This window comes from Microbacterium sp. NPDC059771 (genome assembly GCF_042732495.1).
In the GTDB taxonomy this organism is placed as follows: Bacteria; Actinomycetota; Actinomycetes; order Actinomycetales; family Microbacteriaceae; genus Microbacterium; species Microbacterium sufflavum.
Genome location: NZ_JBHWHK010000001.1, coordinates 1,091,654 through 1,109,609, shown reverse-complemented (window position 1 = coordinate 1,109,609; position 17,956 = coordinate 1,091,654). Strand labels below are relative to the sequence as shown.

At 70.2% G+C, this 17,956-nt stretch carries 23 protein-coding genes; 9 read left to right on the top strand and 14 right to left on the bottom strand.

The window, feature by feature from the left end:
* Positions 1-138 precede the first annotated feature (138 nt).
* From ACFV3I_RS05315 to ACFV3I_RS05305, 3 genes are read left to right on the top strand one after another with little or no spacing between them, the layout of a single operon-like run.
* Positions 139-939, top strand: coding sequence for an ABC transporter permease (locus ACFV3I_RS05315; protein WP_378822492.1), 801 nt, complete (start codon positions 139-141; stop codon positions 937-939).
* The gene (locus tag ACFV3I_RS05310; RefSeq protein WP_378822491.1) at positions 936-1,727 is read left to right on the top strand and encodes an ABC transporter permease; all 792 of its coding nucleotides are present in this window, start codon (positions 936-938) and stop codon (positions 1,725-1,727) included. Before ACFV3I_RS05315 ends, ACFV3I_RS05310 begins: the two co-directional genes overlap by 4 nt.
* Positions 1,724-2,815 carry an ABC transporter ATP-binding protein gene (locus ACFV3I_RS05305; RefSeq protein WP_247638380.1) on the top strand — a complete coding sequence of 364 codons (1,092 nt, stop codon included), beginning with the start codon at positions 1,724-1,726 and terminating at the stop codon, positions 2,813-2,815. The genes ACFV3I_RS05310 and ACFV3I_RS05305 overlap by 4 nt, the downstream gene beginning before the upstream one ends.
* Before the next feature lie 73 nt (positions 2,816-2,888).
* On the opposite strand, the gene ACFV3I_RS05300 is transcribed toward ACFV3I_RS05305, so the two are convergent.
* The 11 genes from ACFV3I_RS05300 to ACFV3I_RS05250 all read right to left on the bottom strand — a co-directional run bounded on the left by ACFV3I_RS05300 (position 2,889) and on the right by ACFV3I_RS05250 (position 9,729).
* The gene (locus ACFV3I_RS05300) at positions 2,889-3,563 is read right to left on the bottom strand and encodes a hypothetical protein (protein WP_240744583.1); all 675 of its coding nucleotides are present in this window, start codon (positions 3,561-3,563) and stop codon (positions 2,889-2,891) included.
* A 271-nt stretch (positions 3,564-3,834) separates the two neighbouring features.
* Complete coding sequence (locus ACFV3I_RS05295) at positions 3,835-4,590, bottom strand: amino acid ABC transporter ATP-binding protein (RefSeq protein WP_136031965.1); 756 nt, start codon at positions 4,588-4,590, stop codon at positions 3,835-3,837.
* Entirely contained in the window at positions 4,587-5,384 is a 798-nt protein-coding gene (locus ACFV3I_RS05290) for an amino acid ABC transporter permease (protein ID WP_136031967.1), read from the bottom strand. Before ACFV3I_RS05290 ends, ACFV3I_RS05295 begins: the two co-directional genes overlap by 4 nt.
* Before the next feature lie 34 nt (positions 5,385-5,418).
* The gene (locus ACFV3I_RS05285) at positions 5,419-6,231 is read right to left on the bottom strand and encodes a basic amino acid ABC transporter substrate-binding protein (protein WP_136031969.1); all 813 of its coding nucleotides are present in this window, start codon (positions 6,229-6,231) and stop codon (positions 5,419-5,421) included.
* A gap of 143 nt (positions 6,232-6,374) precedes the next feature.
* Positions 6,375-6,677, bottom strand: a complete 303-nt coding sequence (locus ACFV3I_RS05280; protein WP_247638379.1) for a Dabb family protein — start codon at positions 6,675-6,677, stop codon at positions 6,375-6,377.
* A complete protein-coding gene (locus ACFV3I_RS05275; protein WP_136031972.1) occupies positions 6,674-6,970 on the bottom strand; it encodes a glutaredoxin family protein in 297 nt (98 codons plus the stop codon). The genes ACFV3I_RS05280 and ACFV3I_RS05275 overlap by 4 nt, the downstream gene beginning before the upstream one ends.
* Positions 6,967-7,269, bottom strand: a complete 303-nt coding sequence (locus ACFV3I_RS05270) for a rhodanese-like domain-containing protein (protein ID WP_247638378.1) — start codon at positions 7,267-7,269, stop codon at positions 6,967-6,969. The genes ACFV3I_RS05275 and ACFV3I_RS05270 overlap by 4 nt, the downstream gene beginning before the upstream one ends.
* Positions 7,270-7,344: 75 nt before the next feature.
* Positions 7,345-7,443, bottom strand: a complete 99-nt coding sequence (locus tag ACFV3I_RS05265; RefSeq protein WP_003792170.1) for a 30S ribosomal protein bS22 — start codon at positions 7,441-7,443, stop codon at positions 7,345-7,347.
* Positions 7,444-7,561: 118 nt separating this feature from the next.
* Entirely contained in the window at positions 7,562-7,753 is a 192-nt protein-coding gene (locus tag ACFV3I_RS05260) for a helix-turn-helix domain-containing protein (RefSeq protein ID WP_116242548.1), read from the bottom strand.
* A 75-nt stretch (positions 7,754-7,828) separates the two neighbouring features.
* Entirely contained in the window at positions 7,829-8,758 is a 930-nt protein-coding gene (locus ACFV3I_RS05255) for a cyclase family protein (protein WP_247638377.1), read from the bottom strand.
* A 38-nt stretch (positions 8,759-8,796) separates the two neighbouring features.
* Positions 8,797-9,729, bottom strand: coding sequence for a TetR/AcrR family transcriptional regulator (locus ACFV3I_RS05250; RefSeq protein WP_136031978.1), 933 nt, complete (start codon positions 9,727-9,729; stop codon positions 8,797-8,799).
* A 101-nt stretch (positions 9,730-9,830) separates the two neighbouring features.
* Between ACFV3I_RS05250 and ACFV3I_RS05245 the strand changes: the two genes are divergently transcribed.
* Entirely contained in the window at positions 9,831-10,757 is a 927-nt protein-coding gene (locus tag ACFV3I_RS05245) for an ATP-binding cassette domain-containing protein (RefSeq protein ID WP_247638376.1), read from the top strand.
* Complete coding sequence (locus ACFV3I_RS05240) at positions 10,754-11,584, top strand: ABC transporter permease (RefSeq protein WP_247638375.1); 831 nt, start codon at positions 10,754-10,756, stop codon at positions 11,582-11,584. Before ACFV3I_RS05245 ends, ACFV3I_RS05240 begins: the two co-directional genes overlap by 4 nt.
* Positions 11,585-11,770: 186 nt before the next feature.
* Here the strand turns inward: ACFV3I_RS05240 and ACFV3I_RS05235 are convergent, their stop codons facing one another.
* Positions 11,771-12,184 (bottom strand): helix-turn-helix transcriptional regulator, encoded by a 414-nt coding sequence (locus tag ACFV3I_RS05235; RefSeq protein WP_136031980.1) that lies wholly within the window; start codon positions 12,182-12,184, stop codon positions 11,771-11,773.
* Between the two features lie 92 nt (positions 12,185-12,276).
* Here ACFV3I_RS05235 and ACFV3I_RS05230 point away from each other — a divergent pair, with 92 nt between their 5' ends.
* The 4 genes from ACFV3I_RS05230 to ACFV3I_RS05215 all read left to right on the top strand — a co-directional run bounded on the left by ACFV3I_RS05230 (position 12,277) and on the right by ACFV3I_RS05215 (position 16,791).
* Positions 12,277-13,707, top strand: coding sequence for a TrkH family potassium uptake protein (locus ACFV3I_RS05230; protein ID WP_136031982.1), 1,431 nt, complete (start codon positions 12,277-12,279; stop codon positions 13,705-13,707).
* Positions 13,700-14,371, top strand: a complete 672-nt coding sequence (locus tag ACFV3I_RS05225; protein ID WP_136031985.1) for a TrkA family potassium uptake protein — start codon at positions 13,700-13,702, stop codon at positions 14,369-14,371. The genes ACFV3I_RS05230 and ACFV3I_RS05225 overlap by 8 nt, the downstream gene beginning before the upstream one ends.
* 69 nt (positions 14,372-14,440) lie before the next feature.
* A complete protein-coding gene (locus ACFV3I_RS05220; RefSeq protein WP_136035873.1) occupies positions 14,441-15,217 on the top strand; it encodes an ABC transporter ATP-binding protein in 777 nt (258 codons plus the stop codon).
* Positions 15,199-16,791 carry a hypothetical protein gene (locus ACFV3I_RS05215; protein ID WP_247638374.1) on the top strand — a complete coding sequence of 531 codons (1,593 nt, stop codon included), beginning with the start codon at positions 15,199-15,201 and terminating at the stop codon, positions 16,789-16,791. Before ACFV3I_RS05220 ends, ACFV3I_RS05215 begins: the two co-directional genes overlap by 19 nt.
* A 12-nt stretch (positions 16,792-16,803) precedes the next feature.
* Here ACFV3I_RS05215 and ACFV3I_RS05210 read toward each other — a convergent pair whose 3' ends face one another.
* Together ACFV3I_RS05210 and proC are read right to left on the bottom strand one after the other, a co-directional pair.
* Positions 16,804-17,091, bottom strand: a complete 288-nt coding sequence (locus tag ACFV3I_RS05210; RefSeq protein ID WP_247638373.1) for a DUF1905 domain-containing protein — start codon at positions 17,089-17,091, stop codon at positions 16,804-16,806.
* 1 nt (position 17,092) lies between these two features.
* Positions 17,093-17,932, bottom strand: a complete 840-nt coding sequence (proC, locus tag ACFV3I_RS05205) for a pyrroline-5-carboxylate reductase (protein WP_378822490.1) — start codon at positions 17,930-17,932, stop codon at positions 17,093-17,095.
* Positions 17,933-17,956: the final 24 nt, after the last annotated feature.

The following is a 17,956-nucleotide window of genomic DNA, read 5'->3' as shown; positions in this document are numbered from 1 at the left end:
GAACTACTTGCCGGAATGGGGGGGACGGCCTCTTCTCCCCCCCCCCCCCCCCCCACCACCGACCCCGCGTGGGGCGGGGGCCCCCCCCGGTCCGCGCCGTCGTTCGCGTGGCTGGGGCTGGTCCCCTTCGCGGCCTACGTGGTGCTGTTCCTCGCCGTGCCGACGGTGCTCGCCGTCGGCTCGGGGTTCTTCGATGACGACGGCGCGGTCACGATGGCGAACGTCGAGGCACTGGGCGACCCCGTGGTCCTGAGGACGTTCGCGAACTCGGCCGGGCTGTCGCTGCTCACGGCCGCGGTCGGAGCGGTCGTGGGGGCCCTGGTCTGCTACGCGTTGCTCGGCGCTCCGCCCGAGGGCGCCGTGCGCCGGGCGGTCGATGCAGCAGCCGGGGTGCTCGCCCAGTTCGGCGGGGTGATGCTGGCGTTCGCGTTCATCGCCACGATCGGCATCCAGGGGGTGATCACGGTCTTCCTGCGCGACACGCTCGGCGTCGACATCTTCGCGAACGGCACCTGGCTCTACGAGCTGCCCGGGCTCGTCCTGCCCTACATCTACTTCCAGGTGCCGCTCATGGTCATCACGTTCATGCCCGCCCTCGCCGCCCTGCAGCCGCAGTGGGCCGAGGCGAACCTCACGCTGGGCGGCACGCGGGCGAGCTTCTGGCTGCGCGTCGGCCTGCCCGTGCTCGCGCCCTCGTTCCTCGCCAGCCTGCTGCTGCTGTTCGCGAACGCCTTCTCGTCGTACGCGACCGCCGCGGCGCTGGCCAGCCAGGGCTCGCAGATCGTGCCGCTGCAGATCCGAACCGCCCTCACGAGCGAGACGCTGCTGGGGAGGGAGAACCTCGCCGGGGCGCTCGCCCTCGGCATGATCGTGGTGGTCGGCGTGGTGATGGGCCTGTACTCGCTGATCCAACGCCGGGCTGCGCGGTGGCGCTCGTGAACCGTCTCGCCCCGTCGCGCACCACGCGCTGGGTGATCGGTGTGCTCGTCGGCGCGTTCTTCGCTGTACCGCTCGTGTCGACGTTCCTGTTCACGCTCCGTGGTGCCGACGGACCGTCGTTCGAGCACTGGGCCGCGCTGTTCGACCCCGCCGCGGCGGCCGCGCTCCGGCCGATCTGGACGGGACTCGGCAACTCGCTGATCCTCGCCGTCGTGACCGTCGCGATCGTCCTGCTGGTGCTCGCCCCGACGATGATCCTGGTGAACCTGCGCTTCCCGCGGCTGAAGCCCGCGTTCGAGTTCCTCGCGCTCCTGCCCATCTCGATCCCGGCGATCGTGCTGGTGGTCGGCCTCGCACCCCTCTATCTGCAGATCGGTCGTACCCTCGGCACCGGCACCTGGACGCTCGCGTTCGCCTACGGCATCACCGTGCTGCCGTTCGCCTTCCGGTCGATCCAGGCGGCGATCGACGCGGCCGACCTGCGCACGCTGTCGGAGGCGGCCCGTTCCCTCGGCGCGAGCTGGCCGTCCGTGGTGCTCCGCGTGCTCGCGCCGAACCTCCGCCAGGGGCTGCTGGCCGCGTCGCTGCTGTCGATCGCCGTGGTCCTGGGAGAGTTCACGATCGCCTCCCTCCTGAACCGTCCGGTGTTCCAGACGGCGATGCTCGTCGTGCAGAAGCAGGACCCCTACGCGCCGGCGATCTTCACCCTGCTGGCGCTGCTGCTCGTCTTCCTCCTGCTCCTCCTGATCGGCCGCGTCGCGCGCGGCTCCCGAAAGGCCCGCTCATGACCCTCGACCAGGCCCTCCCCCGCACGAAGGACAACCTGCTGCTCGCGCGGGCCGGCGAGGGCACCCGCGTGCAGCTCGAGGGCATCGTGAAGCGCTACGGCGGCACGACCGTGCTGCACGGCGTCGATCTCGACATCGCGCCGGGCGAGTTCGTGTCGCTGCTGGGCCCGTCCGGATGCGGCAAGACCACGCTGCTGCGCGTGCTCGCCGGGCTCGAGGTCGCGGATGGCGGTGCGGTCCTGCTCGGCGGCGGAGACGTCTCTCGGGTGACGACCAACAAGCGCGACATCGGCATGGTGTTCCAGTCGTACTCGCTGTTCCCGCACCTGCGCGTGGTCGACAACACGGCCTTCGGTCTGCGACGCCGCGGAGTCGGCCGGGCCGAGGCGGCACGACGGTCGCTCGACGCCCTGGCTCTCGTGGGTCTCGCCGACCTCGCCGATCGCTTCCCGCACCAGTTGTCGGGTGGGCAGCAGCAGCGGGTCGCCCTCGCGCGGGCACTGGTCACCGAGCCCCGGGTGCTGCTGCTGGACGAGCCCCTGTCGGCGCTCGACGCGAAGGTGCGCGTGCAGCTGCGCGACGAGATCCGCCGCCTCCAGCTCCGACTGGGCATCACCACGGTCTTCGTCACGCACGACCAGGAGGAGGCGCTGGCGGTGTCCGACCGCATCGCCGTGATGAACGCGGGGCGCATCGAGCAGATCGGCACCCCGGAGGAGCTGTACACCGCTCCGTCCACGGCGGGGGTCGCCGCGTTCGTCGGGCTGTCGAGCGTGGTGTCCGGTGTCGCGGAGGGCGACCACGTCGTGGTGTGGGGGCAGCGCCTGCCGTTGCAGACGCCGGCCGACGGCCCGGTCGACGTGTACCTGCGACCGGAGAACGTGCACTTCGCGTCGGAGGCGGACGCGGCGACCGATGCGCTGGTGGAGGAGAGCACGTTCCTCGGCAGCATGCGCCGCACGCTCGTGCGCACGGAGTCGGGCGAGCTCGTCCGCGTGCAGCACGCGCCGGGTGTGCACCCCGCGTTCGGCGACCGCGTCCGCATCGCGGTCGACCCGGAGCCCGTGGTGGTCCATCCGCGCGGCTGAGCGGCGGAGGCCCACCTGGAACGTCGGAGACCCCGCGGCCGTCTGGCCGCAGGGTCTCCGTTCGGTTTCCGGGTCAGATGGTGATCTGCCCGGCGACGGTGGCGAGCTTGTGGCGGGCGAGCGCCAGGTTCGCCTTCGCCTTGTCGAGCACCAGGTAGACGAAGAGTCCTTCGGTGCCGCTGCTGCTGAGCACATTGATCAGGTGGTACTGGTCGTCGAGCGTGATGAGGATGTCGTCGATCCGACTGGCGATGCCGAGCTCCTTCATCGTCTGCAGCTTCGCGCGGACGACATTGGAGTTCCCGGCCGCGGCGACACCGAGGTCGAAGGCGGGGTGACCGCCCTGCGCGAGAGCCATGCCGGACGCGGAGTCCGCGATCGCGACGCCCACGGCGCCGTCGATCGTCAGAAGCTCCTGCACGGACTGTTCCAGTTGTGCCATTCGTTCTCCCTGAGGTTCTGTACGGGTGCGGTCGAGCGAGGTGTCCCGCTCGATGAGGGGTGTGCCCGGGGTCGGTGCGATCGGGTCGTCGCCGCCGGGCGTGAGGGTCGGAAGGAGCGCCGGGCCCGCGTCGCGGTCGACGAGTGCGTGCGCGCGCAGCGCGGGGCGCGGAGGCGGTGGCGGGAGTGTCGAGAACAGGTCCTCGAGCGCGCGGAGCGCGTCGTCATCGGGCGCGGCGGCGTCGGCCGATTCCGCGCGTGTGCTCGCAACGTCGATCTCACGTCGACGACGGCCGAAGACAGCCATCGGTCCCCCTTGTGTCACCACGAGTCGTCGCCGATCCGTCCTGGATCGCCGCCGACTTGTCCCCAGATTCCGTCGACCGCCCCAGCGATCGACCTGCACACGATACCCGGCGAACCTCCGGATCCGCGCCTCCGAACGCCCCTCCCCCGCGTTGTATATCGGTAGCGCGTCTCCGGCCTCCCCGCGGAGGTCGTCGCAGCCGAGGGACCGCGGTGAGAAGAACGAACCCCCTGTCGCCATCCCGGCGGCAGGGGGTTCGTTCGTCGGTGCTTCAGAGCACGCGGGACAGGAAGTCCCTGGTGCGCTGGTGCTGCGGATCGGCGAGCACCTCGTGCGGGTCGCCCTCCTCGACGATGTGACCGCCGTCCATGAAGATCAGCCGCGAGCCGACCTCACGCGCGAAGCCCATCTCGTGGGTCACGACCAGCATCGTCATGCCCTCGTCGGCGAGCGACCGCATGACCGACAGCACCTCGCCGACCAGCTCGGGGTCGAGCGCGGAGGTGGGCTCGTCGAAGAGCATCATGTCGGGGTTCATGCACAGCGCTCGGGCGATCGCGACGCGCTGCTGCTGCCCGCCCGACAAGTGACCGGGGTAGGCGCCCGCCTTCTCGGCCAGGCCCACCCGCTCGAGCATCGCGTGCGCGACCTTCTCGGACTCCGCCTTCGACCGCTTCTTCACCCGCTGCTGCGCGATCGTCAGGTTGCCGAGCACGCTCAGGTGCGGGAACAGGTTGAAGCTCTGGAACACCATGCCGATGCGGGTGCGCACGCGGTCGATGTCGACGTCGGGGTCGGTGATGTCGATCCCCTCGATCAGCACCTTGCCGCCGGTGGGCTCCTCCAGCAGGTTCACCGAGCGCAGCAGCGTGGACTTGCCCGAGCCGGACGGGCCGATCACGCAGACGACCTCGCCGGCCGTGACCGTGAGGTCGATGCCCTTGAGCACCTCGTTGTCTCCGAACGTCTTCACGAGCCCCTGGATGTCGATCGCGGGCGCGTGGACGTCGATCAGATCGGTGGTCATCGGCTCCTCGCCATCCGTCGCTCCAGCCACGCGCTGAACCGCGTGAGGGGGATCGTCACGATCAGGTACAGGATCGCGGCCATGATCAGCGGCGTCCCGTTGGCGTTCTGCGTACTGGCGTCGCGGGCGAACGTCGTGAGCTCCTTCGACCAGATGAACGACCCGGCCACGAACAGCAGCGAGGTGTCCTTCAGCAGCAGCACGAACTCGTTCGTCAGCGGCGGGATGATGATGCGGAAGCCCTGCGGCACCACGATCCAGAACGTCGTCTTCATGGGCGACATGCCGAGCGAGCGGGCCGCCTCGGTCTGCCCCTTCGGCACCGCCTGCAGGCCGGCGCGAATGGTCTCGGCCATGTACGCCGATGCCACGAGGATCAGACCGATCAGCCCGAGGACTACCGGCCCGCCGAGCTTCGTACCGGGGATACCCATGCCGATCGGCACGATGTAGGCGATCGCGAAGATCGTGAGGATCGCCGGGAGTCCGCGGAACAGTTCGATCCAGCACGTCGCGATCCAGCGGAACGGCCCGATCTCCGACAGCTTCATCAGCGCGAGGACCACGCCGAGCAGCAAACCGCCCACGAACGCCACGGCGGTGAACCACAGGGTGTTCACGAGCGCGGTGGTGATGATCCCCGGGAGCATCTTCGCCGCGATCTCCGGGTTGAAGTACATCGTGGCGATCCGCGCCCAGTCGGTGCTGATCGCCGCCCAGATGACGAGAGCGATCAGCACCGCATAGACGGTGTAGCGGTACAGCTTCTTCTTCGTGGTGCGCCTCAACGCCATTGTCAAGGTCCTCCCGACCGACTCAGTTCCGTCTTCAGTTGGCCGTGAAGTACTCGTCGTAGATCTTCTGGTACTCGCCGCTGTCGCGGAGGTCCTTCAGTGCGCCGTTGACCGCCTCGAGAAGAGCATCCTTCTCGCCCTTCGCGAACGCGAAGCCGTAGGACTCGTCGGTCTCGTACGTTTCCACGATCTTGTAGGCGGAGTCGGCCTTCTCGTGCTCGAGGTTCACCGGCTGGTCCTGCAGGATCGCGTCGATCTGCCCGGCCTGCATGGCCGGCCACAGCTCGCCGTCCGACGGGTACTGCACGAGCTGAGCGCCCTTCGCGTTCTCCCCGGCGTAGGACTCACCCGTCGTGCCCTGCTGCACGCCCACGTTCTTCCCGTCGAGGTCGTCGATCGACTCGATGCCCGAGTCGGTGCGCACCAGGAGCGACTGCAGCGAGTCGTAGTACGGGTCGGAGAAGTCGATGTTGGCCTTGCGCTCCTCGGTGATCGTCATGGCCGAGGCGCCGACGTCGCACGTACCGGCCGCCAAGGTGGTCCCGGACTGCAGAGCTTCGAAGCCCACATCCTGCACCGAAAGCTTCAGGTCGAGCTGCTTCGCGATTGCGCCCAGCAGGTCGATGTCGAAGCCCGTGTACTCTCCATCGTCGCCCTGGAACTCGAACGGCGGGTAGGGGATGTCGGAGCAGACAGAGAGGGTGCCCGCCTCGATCAGACCGTAGTCGTCGCCGGCCGCGGGAGCGTCGCTGCTGCCCGCGTCGGTCGATCCGGTGGCGCATCCGGCGAGCGCGAACGTGGCGGTGGCCACGAGTGCGAGACCGGCGAAGAGGGTACGACGAGGCATGTCGACTCCTGGGGTTCGGGGGCGGGTGCGCCCGCGGACGGGTAGGAGATCATCTAAACATGCGGCTCGTCGCGTGACCAATGACACGGGCAGACGACCGCATTACGTTTGTGTTTCGGTGCCTCCCCGCGCGGCACCCGGTCTCACACCTCGACGTCGACGGCCACACGACCGGAGACGACGGAACGGATGTATCCGGCGACCTCCTCGTGCGCAGGGTGCACCTGGTACTGCTCCAGAGCATCGACGGAGTCGAACTCCGCGACGAGCGTCACGTCCCAGTTGGCGTCGGGGTAGACGTCGTTCGCGCCCGCCCAGATGCTGCGCAGCTGGGGAACGATGCCGTCGAGCGCGTTCAGCCGGCGGGCGACCTCGGCCGCCTGGTCCGCGCGGGTCTGCGCATCGTCGGCGGCGAGCTTCCAGGCCACGACATGGCGAATGGTCATCGGGGTGTCTCCTGATCGGTCAGGGCGTCAGCGCTCACGGCTTCCTCCAGCGCCTCGCGCAGGCGGTCGGGCGAGACGCGCCAGTGGGCGTGCAGGCGGCCGTCGATCAGCACCACCGGGATCTTCTCCCACCACTGCTCGTACAGCGCGGGGTCTTCGGCGATCGACGCCTCGACGATCTCGATCCGCTCGGCGGCGGCGTCGGGCAGCTCGGCGACCACGGCGTCGACGACCTCGGAGGCCACGTCGCACAGATGGCAGTCGGGCTTGCCGATCAGGGTGAGCGTGGTCACGCCGACGGCACCTCGACCTCGCGACCCTGCGCGATCCACTCGCCCGTGCCGCCCTCCACGTTCGTCGCGTCATAGCCGCGCGCCTCGAGCGCCTCGACCACGCGAGCCGAACGGCCGCCGGCCTGGCAGATCACGTCGAAGCACTCGGCGGGCAGTTCGTCGAGACGGTTGCCGATCTCGGACATCGGGATGTTCACCGCGCCCGGAACGTGGCCGGCCGCGAACTCGTGCACCTCCCGGACATCGATGAGCGGGGTACCGGAGCGCTCGGCGAGCTCGGCGACGGTGATCGACTTCATGACATCCTCTCGGCGGTGCGGCACGGCAGAGACACAAAGCGCCCGTCCGAAGACAGGCGCTCGGTGTCTGGCCGCTTACTTCTTGTTGCGGCGCTGGTGGCGAGTCTTGCGAAGCAGCTTGCGGTGCTTCTTCTTCGCCATGCGCTTGCGGCGCTTCTTGATGACAGAACCCACGGAAACCTCACTAAGTCAGGGGCTGGGTGTCGCCGAATCGGACACCCGGGTACGGGCACGAAAAAATGCCTCGGATCATCCTAGCAAACCCGCGGGCCGCCTCGCGCCGCCCTGCGGATCAACCCGCGTCGGCGATCGGTCGCTGCAGCGCCTCGGCCACGGCCGACTCCGGGACGCGGTAGCTGCGGCCGAAGCGGATGGCGGGCAGCTCTCCGGAGTGCACGAGCCGGTACACGGTCATCTTGGACACGCGCATGAGCTCGGCGACCTCGGCCACCGTCAGGAATCGGACATCTGGAACCTCGGGCATCCCACGTACCCCTTTCTCGATGTGCACACTCTATGGGTTTCCTGGGACGCGTGTAAACCCACGTGACTCGTGTGATCAGTGGGACGCGGGCACCGTGGCGAACGCCCGCACCGGGAAGGTGCCGAACCCGCGGATCGCGGGCGGGGCCGCGGTGAAGCGGGCACCCCGCGAGGGCACCGCGTCGAGATCCGTGAGGTGCTCGACCACGTGCACGCCGGCGGCGAGGAGGATGCTGTGCGCCGGACGCTCTCCGCCGCTCTCGGTGTCGTCGATGTTGAGCGAGTCGATCCCGACCAGGCGCACCCCCGCCTCGACCAGGAAGCGGGCGCCGTCCTCCGTGAGGTACGGCGCCCCCTCCGCATACTCGGGCGTGCCGAAGAGCCGGCTCCACCCCGTGTCGAGGAGGACCGCCGAGCCCCGCAGGTCGCGGTCCGCCAGGGTCGCCGCGCGGATGCCGCGGCGCTCGGGCGACCAGGCGTCGCGCAGGTGGAAGACCTCGGCGGGGAGGCCGACCAGGGTGCGCAGGTCGAGTGCGGCGAGATCGTCGCCGTCGCCGTAGCGGTGCCAGGGGGCGTCGAGGTAGGTGCCGGTGTTGCCGATCATCGTGATCACGTCCATCGCGAACTCGGTCCCCGGCGCGTAGCGCTCCCGGGATGCGGCGCGCGTGAGGAACGGGGCGATGGTCGGCGCCGGCAGCCCGGGATAGGTGATCATCCCGGCCTCGATGGGGTGGCTGAGATCCACGATGCGGTCCTCGGCCCCACCGCCGCTCGGTGCCTCGACCCCGCGGCTTCCGCGATGCGGCTCCTCGACGATGCGCAGGTCGCGGAGGTGCACCTCGTCGACCAGCGCCAGTCCCAGGTGGCGGACGAGCAGGGTGCCGATCTCCTCGGCCGAGAGGTCTTCCCGGGGAAGGTCGAGGCGGAACCCTTCCCCGTGCATGCCGCCGCCGTTGGCGAACGTGATCGAGAAATCGAAGTGAGCGCGGTGCGGAGCGGTCGTCATCCCCCCATCCTGCCCATCCGGCGCGGCGCCGGGGTCGCTCAGCCGGACTTCCTGGCCTTCGCCACCCGTTCTCGCGCCTCGCGAAGAGCCTGACGCTCGAGCTTGCGCGCCGCGCGCAGCGCCTTCTCGGCATCACGGCTGGCCTTCTGCGCCTCCTTGAGGCGCTTGTCCCCGGCGAGCTCCGCCGCATCGAGGGCGACCCACTCCTCGGAGACCCGGTGCTGCTCCCCGCGATCGAGACCGTCGAGGTAGGCCGCGACACCGTCGAGCGTGCGCTCCACGGCGAAGCGGAACGGATCGGCCGGCGACAGGAACACGCCGTCCTCGATCGCCCGGCGGAGCGCGGGGAACTCCTCGGCCGAGATCACCCGATCGAACAGCGACGCCTCCCGCATCGCCACCTCTTCGGCGGAGAGACCGGAGGAGCGGGACTGCTCCGAGTACCCCGCCTGCACGATGCCGCACCAGCGAGCGTGGCCGGTGATCGCGAGGGCGACGGCCATCCGCTCGTCGGCGGTGAGCGGTGTGTCATCGAGCGCGGCGAGACTGGCGTCCAGCCAGGCGGAGCTGTTGGGGGTGATCGGCGAACCCGAGATCGGCAACGACAGGATCCACGGGTGGCGCAGGTAGACGAGGATCTGGGCCTCGTACAGCGCGAGCAGCCGCGCGCGCCAGCCCTCGACCTCGAGGTGGCTCTCCGGAGGGAGTCCGGTCGCCTCCTCCTGCATGAGCAGCAGGAGGTCGTCCTTCGCGGAGACGTAGCGGTACAGCGACATGGGGGTGAAGCCGAGCCGGGCGGCCACCGCTGCCATGGAGACGGCGCCGATGCCCTCGCCGTCGGCGAGTTCCACCGCGGCCTCCACGATCTTCTCGACACTCATCTCCCGCTTCGGCCCGCGCTGGGGATTCGCCGCGACGCCCCAGGCGAGGGCGATGCCCCGGGGGAGCTCGGGAGGCTCGATGTCGGTCATCCGCCCATCCTACTTCTGTTTATTTCATAAACAGTGTGTTACCGTCATACACAATTGCGTTGCCCATACACAGTTTTCGCGATACACAGAAAGGGATCCTGATGGAGACAGCCATCCAGGTGCGCGACCTGCGCAAGGCCTTCGGGCCGAAGCCCGTGGTCGACGACCTCGCCTTCGAGGTCGGCCGCGGCGAGGTCTTCGCTCTGCTCGGACCGAACGGCGCGGGCAAGACGACGACCATCAACATCCTCACCACCCTCACCACCGCGGATGCGGGATCGGCGACCGTGGCGGGGTGGGATGTGCGCTCGCATCCCGACGAGGTGCGCCGGCGCATCAGCCTCACCGGGCAGGCGGCCGCCGTGGACGACGCCCTCACCGGTACCGAGAACGTCGTCATGTTCGCGCGCCTCTCGGGACTGGGGCGGGCGGCCGCGCGGCACCGCGCCGAGGACCTCATCGCCCGGTTCGCGCTGACCGACGCGGCGTCCCGCGCCGTGCGCACCTACTCCGGCGGCATGCGCCGTCGCCTCGACCTGGCGCTCAGCTTCGTCGTGACCCCGGAAGTGCTGTTCCTCGACGAGCCCACCACCGGGCTCGACACCCGTAGCCGCCGCGACCTGTGGGACATCATCCGCACGGTCGCGGGTGCCGGCACGACGGTGTTCCTCACCACCCAGTACCTGGAGGAGGCGGATCAGCTCGCCGACCGGATCGCCGTCCTGCACGACGGCCGGATCGCGGCGCTGGGCACCGCCGCCGAGCTCAAGGCGCGTATCGGCGGCGACACGGTCGAGCTCCACGACAGCCGGGGAGAGCTGCGGCGCGAGATCCCGACCGACGGCACGGTCGCCGGGCTGCGGCGCGCCCTCGATCGGCTCGACACGGAGGGAGACGACGGCGTCGTCACGCTCCGACGGCCCACCCTCGACGACGTGTTCCTGGCGGTCACATCGTCCCCCGCGGGCCGGCCTGTATCCGGAGAGCCGGTCGACGCCGCCTCACGCACCCTCGAGGAGCTCGCATGAACACCGCGGTCACCATCACCACCCCCATGCCCCCGCACGCCTCCCCCACGCCGACGCCTCGACCGCGCCTGCGCGGGCTGACGGCCGAAACCGTCTTCGTCGGACGCAGCCTGCGGCACTCGCTGCGCGACGGCGAATCACTGCTCATGGCGATCATGCTGCCCGTCATGCTCATGCTCATGTTCACGTGGGTGTTCGGCGGGGCGATCGACCCCTCCGGCGCCTACGTCGACTACGTCGTGCCGGGCATCATCCTCACGTGCGCGGGGTTCGGGGCGTCCTCCACGGCGGTGTATGTCGCGAACGACATGCGCTCCGGCATCATCGACCGGTTCCGCACCATGCCGCTGCGCGCCGGAGCCGTGCTCACCGGGCACGTGGTGGCGAGCGTCCTGCGCAACCTGGTCGCGACGGCCATCGTCATCGGCGTCGGGGTGCTGGTCGGGTTCCGCCCGACCGCGTCGCCGGGCGACTGGATCGCGCTGGGCGGGCTGATCACGCTCTACATCCTCGCGATCACGTACCTGTTCGCGGCGATCGGCCTCGCCGCCGGCAGCCCCGAGGGTGCCAACGGCTACGGCTTCGTGCTGCTGTTCCTGCCCTACCTGTCCAGCGCTTTCGTGCCGGTGGCGAGCATGCCGGAGTGGCTGCAGCCGGTCGCCGCGCACCAGCCCATCACCCCGATCGTCGAGACCATCCGCAGCCTGCTCCTCGGTACCGACGCCGGAACGCAGCCGTGGTGGGCGGTGCTGTGGTGCGTGGTGATCCTCGGCGTCGCCGTCGTGTGGGGCGCGTGGCTGTTCCGCCGCAAGGCGGGCCGCCGCTGAGCCCGTCCCGTCCAGCCCGCGCATAGCCGCCGCTCGCCGGTCGCCCAGACAGCTCTGGCACTGTCGATGCAGGACTTGTGCCGGCACCGCCGAGTCCGTTGCGGAGCTGGGGTCCGTGGATCGCCCCTGACGACATGCCCCCCGGTCGTCAGGGGCGATGTCCGTTCCGGCGCGGCTGCGCGCGCGTCAGGCGCCGAGCCGCTTGAGCGCCGTGGTCACCACGTGCTTGGCCGATGCGGCCGCGCGTCCGACCACCTCGGCGGCGTGTGCCGCGCCATCGGGAAGACCACCCGGGTAGGCGATGTCCGGGGCCGCGTCGCCGTAGGCGTCGACGAGGAACGGGACCAGCCAGTCGTCGACGACCTCGAGCGGCTCGACGGCGAGGCTGTAGAACCGACGCTGCCCGTCCTCGCGCACGGTCACGAGCTCGGCATCGCGCAGCACCTTGAGGTGCTTGGAGACGGTGGGCTGGCTGATCCCCAGGTCGGCCACGATCTGGCTCACGCTGGTGCCGGACTCGCCTTCGGACGTTCGCCGGAGCAGGAGCTGGAGGATGTCGCGCCTCGTACCGTCTGCGATCACGTCGAAGATGTCCGTCATGGCATCAGGGTAGTCGCCCCCGGCACGGAGTACCATGACGAGGGCTCGGCGGGCGGCGTCGTGCACGGATGGATTCGAACGAGGGGGCAGCGATGTCGGGCATCGTTTCGGCGTCGTCGCCCCGACAGCGGTTCCCGGGGTCGGGCGGGCGCTTCAAGCACCTCATCACGTCGTCGCCGTCGCGGTTCGCGATCTCCGTGTTCGCGCTGCTGATCCTCGTCTTCACCGTCCTCTTCTCGCTGCCGATCGCATCGGCCGACCGCACCGTCACGCCGCTGAGCGACGCCCTCTTCACCGCCGTCTCCACGATCTGCGTCACGGGTCTGGCGACCGTGGACATGGCCAACCACTGGTCGCCGTTCGGGCACGTCCTGGTGTTCATCGGCGTGAACATCGGTGCGCTGGGCGTGCTGACCCTCGCCTCGCTGATGGGCATGCTCATCTCCAAGCGCCTCGGGTTGCGCGCCAAGCTCATGGCCGCGGGCGACACGAACCCGCTGCGCGCGCACGGCGGCGTCGTGAACGAGAGCCAGACGGTGCGGCTGGGCGAGGTCGGGCAGCTCCTCACCACGGTCGCCGTCTCCGCCCTCATCATCGAGGCCTCCCTCGCCGCACTCCTCTACCCGGCCCTGGTGATGGCCAAGGTCGACCCGATCGCCGCACTGTGGGAGGCGCCCTACTTCGCCGCCATGGCGTTCACCAACACCGGCTTCGCCCCCAACGACGGCGGCGTCGCGGTGTTCGCCGACGACTACCTCGTGCTGTTCCTGCTCATGGTGGGGGTCTTCCTCGGCAGCATCGGCTTCCCCGTGATCTACACGCTCGCCAAGCACGTGTGGCACGTGAAGCGGTGGTCGCTGCACTCCAAGCTCACGATCGTCACCACCGTGCTGCTGTTCGTGGTCGGTGCCGCCGCGTTCCTCATCCTCGAGTACGACAACCCGAAGACGTTCGGGTCGATGGACGCCGCCGACACGACCTTCCAGGCGTTCTTCCTCTCCGCGATGACGCGCTCCGGCGGCTTCAACGTGATCGAGATGGACGATCTCAACGGCTCCTCCCTGCTCGCGGCGAGCATGCTCATGTTCGTCGGCGGCGGCTCCGCGTCGACCGCGGGAGGCATCAAGGTGACCACCCTCGCCGTGCTCGCGATCGCGGTGTGGTCGGAGGCGAAGGGACGCCAGTCGGTCGAGGCCTTCGGGCGGCGCATCCCGAGCGACGTGCAGCGCGTCGCCCTCAGCGTCGTCGCGTGGGGAGCGACCATCGTGGCCCTGTCGACCATCGTGATCGCGCAGATCACGAAGGCCGACATCAGCCACGTGCTGTTCGACGTCATCTCCGCGTTCGGCACCGTCGGCCTCTCGACGGGCCTGACCGGCGAGCTGCCGGATTCCGCCTCGTACGTCATGGCCGCGACCATCTTCATGGGGCGCGTTGGTACAGTGACTCTCGCCGCGGCAGTCGCCGCGACGTCGCGAACGCAGTACTACTCACTGCCGGTGGAAAGGCCGATCGTTGGTTGAAGTCCTGCGCGGAGACGCCCCCGTCCTCGTCATCGGCCTCGGCCGGTTCGGTGCGGCGTGCGCCGGTGAGCTCGACCGTCTCGACCGCGAGGTCCTCGCGATCGACGACAATCTCGAGCTCGTGCAGAAGTGGTCGGAGCGGGTCACCCACACCGTGCAGGCCGATGCCAGGAACATCGACGCCCTGCGCCAGATCGGCGCCCAGGACTTCCAGGTCGCGGTCGTCGCGGTCGGCTCCTCGATCGAGGCATCCGTGCTCATCACCGCGAACCTCGTCGACCTCAAGGTCCCGCAGATCTGGGCCAAGGCCGTCTCCCAGTCGCACGGCAAGATCCTCGCCCGCGTCGGCGCCAACCACGTGATCTACCCCGAGCGCGAGGCCGGCGAGCGCGTCGCCCACCTGGTGAGCGGTCGCATGCTCGACTTCATCCGCTTCGACGACGACTTCGTGCTCGCCAAGATGTACCCGCCGAAGTTCATCCGCGGCGTCGGCCTGAACGAGTCCGGCGTGCGCTCGAAGTACAAGGTCACCGTCGTCGGCGTGAAGAGCCCCGGCAAGCCGTTCCGCTACGCCGAGGCGAACACCATCGTCACCAACCACGACCTCATCATCGTGTCGGGCACCAACAGCGATATCGAGCGCTTCGCCGCCCTGGACCGCTGACCGCGCCCCATCCCGACTCCCCCTCGCGGTGGATGCGTCGCTCGACTCCCGCGTGATGGGATGGGGGCCATGACCGACCACGCCCCGGCCCCTCCCGTGCTCGCCCTCCGCGGGCTCCGCAAGCAGTTCGGCCAGAAGGTCGCCGTCGACGGCCTCTCGCTCGACGTCCCCGCCGGATCGATGCTCGGCCTGCTCGGCCCGAACGGTGCGGGCAAGACCACCACGCTGGCGATGACGACGGGGCTGCTGCGTCCGGACGCGGGCTCGGCGTGGGTGCTCGGACACGACGTCTGGCAGGACCCGGCGGGGGCGAAGGCGCTCATGGGCGTGCTCCCCGACGGGATCCGCATGCTCGACCGCCTCACCGGCGCCGAGCTGCTGCGCTACACCGGCCTGCTCCGCGGCATGCCCGAGGCCGAGGTGCACACCCGCACCGGCGAGCTGCTCGACGCGCTGGGCCTCGGCGACGACCGCGACACCCTCGTCGTGGACTACTCCGCCGGCATGCGCAAGAAGATCGGCCTGGCGTGCGCGCTGATCCACGCGCCGCGGCTGCTGCTGCTGGACGAACCGCTGGAGGCCGTCGACCCGGTGTCGGGTCAGACCATCCGGCAGATCCTGCGCGCCTTCGTCGACAGCGGCGGCACGGTGGTGCTGTCCAGTCACGTCATGGAGCTGGTCGAGTCGATGTGCGACCGCGTCGCGATCGTCGCCGAGGGGCGGCTGCTGGCGCACGGAGAACTCGATGAGGTCCGAGCCGGGATGACGCTGCAGCAGCGCTTCCTGTCGCTCGTCGGCGCCCACGACCTGGGAACGGAGACGCTCGCGTGGTTGCGCTCCTCGTAGGCCTGCGGCTGCGTCAGCTCGGTCACCAGCTCGCGCGCAACCCGTGGATGATCGTCACGCTCGTCGTGGTCGGCCTCCTGGCCGTCGGCATCCTCGCGACCCTGACGGTGGGGCTCGTGCTGCTGCGGATCGGTGCGCCCGACGCCGCCGTGACCGCGCTCGTGCTGACGGGAGCCGTGATCATGCTCGGCTGGTGGGTCGGGTCGATCCTCGTAAGCGGCGACGACGCCCTGGCGCCCGACCGGTTCGCCCTGCTGCCGGTCACGGCGAAGCGGATGCTCCCGGGGCTCGTGGTCGCGGGCGTCACCACGATCGGCGGCATCGGCACCGCACTCGCCCTGCTGCTGATGCTCCTCGGCTGGTCGGTCGACGTGCTCGCCCTGCTCGCCGCGTTCGTCCTCATCCCGGTAGCCCTGGCGACCTGCGTGCTGGGCGCCCGCGTCGTGAGCGGGCTGCTCGGGAAGTGGCTCGCCCGGCGCCGCACCCGCGACCTCGTGCTCACGGTGGGTGTCGTGCTGCTGGCGTCGTCCGGACTGCTGCTGAACATCGGGCTCCAGGCGCTGACGACCGTGCACGACGTCGGCGGGGCGTTCGCCACCGTGGCCGAGGTCGCCGCCTGGACCCCGGTCGCCGCCGTGTTCGGGGTTCCCGCGGCGCTCGCGCAGGGGGCGGTGGGGGTCGCACTGCTCCGGCTGCTCATCGCCGTCGGCACGGTCGTGCTCCTCTGGGTCGCGGCCCGCGTCCACCTCGACGCCCGCCTCACGGCACCTCTCGTGTCCAGCGGGGGCGGCCGGGTCCGCTCGGGCGGCCTGCTCGACCGGATGCTGCCGGCGGGACCGGTCGGTGCGATCGCGGGCCGCACGCTCCACTACTTCCGCCGCGACCCGCGCCAGGTCGTCAATGTGGTGATGCTGCTGATCCTGCCCGCGATCTTCCTCGGTCTCGCCGTGATGAACGGCCTGCGGGAGGAGTCCGTGGGACTCGCTCCCGCCATCGTGCTGATCCCGGCCATCAACGCTCTCCTCGCGGGGAGCATCGTGCAGCTGGCCATCGCCTACGACAACGACGCGGTCGCCCTGCACATCCTGACCGGTGTCAGCGGCACCGCAGACCGGGCGGGACGGCTGCTCGGCTTCGGGCTGATCGGCCTCCCGGTCACGATCGCCCTGTGCGTGGCGACGTGCCTGGTCGCCGGACGACCGGACCTGCTGCCCGCGAGCCTCGGCGCGGCGCTCGGCCTGATGGCGGTGTCGGCCGGCGCGGGCGCGTGGGTGGGCGCGTTCCTCCCCGGTCGCGCTCCCGCTCCCGAGGCGAACCCGTTCGGTCGCGGATCGGCGGGCGGCGCACAGTCCTTCCTCGCGATGCTGATCATGTCGCCGATCACGCTGATCCTGGGCGGCCCGGCTCTGGGCTTCGGGATCGCCGCGATCTGGATGCCGCCGCTGGGCTGGGTGAGTCTGGCGTGCGCGGTCGTGATCGGGACCGCCGCCGTGTGGGGCGGGACCGTGCTGGGCGGCAAGACGCTCGAACGGCGGTGGCCGGAGGTGCTCGCGGAGGTGTCGAGCGAGGGCTGAGCCCCGCGGGGGTCAGGCGTCGATGTCGAGGACGACCTCGACCGCATCGCCCACGCCGAGCCCCTCCCGATCCTGCAGCACCTTCTTGATCGGCACGATGTAGCCGCCGTCCTTCGGCCACAGCGCGGTGGTCACGGTCGTGCCGCCGATCGTCACCGTCGCGGGGATCATGCCCCAGCCATAGGTGACGACGGCGGCGACATCGTGGATCATCGCGCTCTCGACCGGCGGCACCGTGACGAAGTGGAACGGCGCCGGCCCGCGCCAGAACCAGATCTCCCCCTCGACCCGCAGCCGCATGTCACGCCCCCGCCGCGAGCTCCTTCGCACGGGCGAGCGCGGCCGCGGCGGCCTCGGCGAAGGTCCGGTCGAGGTGGGCGTCCTGCAGCACGGCGACGGCGCGCTCGGTGGTGCCCTTGGGACTGGTCACACGGCGCCGCAGCTCGGCCGGGTCTTCGCCCGACGCGTCGAGCAGGGCGGTCGCACCGATGAAGGTCTGCTCGACCATGAGCCGCGCATCCGCCTCGGTGAACCCCATCCCGATGGCCGCCGTGGTGACCTCCTCGATCAGGAGGAACACGTACGCGGGGCCCGAGCCGGAGATCGTGGACAGCGCGTCGATCTGCGACTCCGGCACCTCGATCACCGCGCCGACCGTCTCGAACAGGCGTCGCACGAGCGCCACGTCGTCCGCGGTCGCCGCGGCCCCGGCGGCGAGGCCGGTCACGCCCTTGCGGACGGTCGACGGCGTGTTCGGCATCGACCGGATCACGCGCGCTCCGGTGCCCAGGTGGTCGGCGAACGTCTGCAGGGTGACCCCGGCGGCGAGGCTGACGACGATCGTGTCGGCGGTCAGGTGCGGAGCGATCTCGCGCAGCAGCTCCGGCACCATCGCGGGCTTGACGCCCACCAGCACGATCCCGGCCCCGGACACCGCCTCGGCGTTGCCCTCCGGCCGCTCGGACAGCGCGATGCTGGTCACCCCGTCGAGCCCATCGAACGACGCCGCCTTCTCCGTCGTGCGGTTCGTCGCGGTGATCCCGCCGTCGACCGGGACGCCCGATGCGAGCACGCCGCGGAGGATCGCCCCGCCCATCGAACCGGCACCGAGGAACGCGAGGGAGGGAAGCGAGTCAGCCATGTGGTCATCCTACGGCGGGCGCTC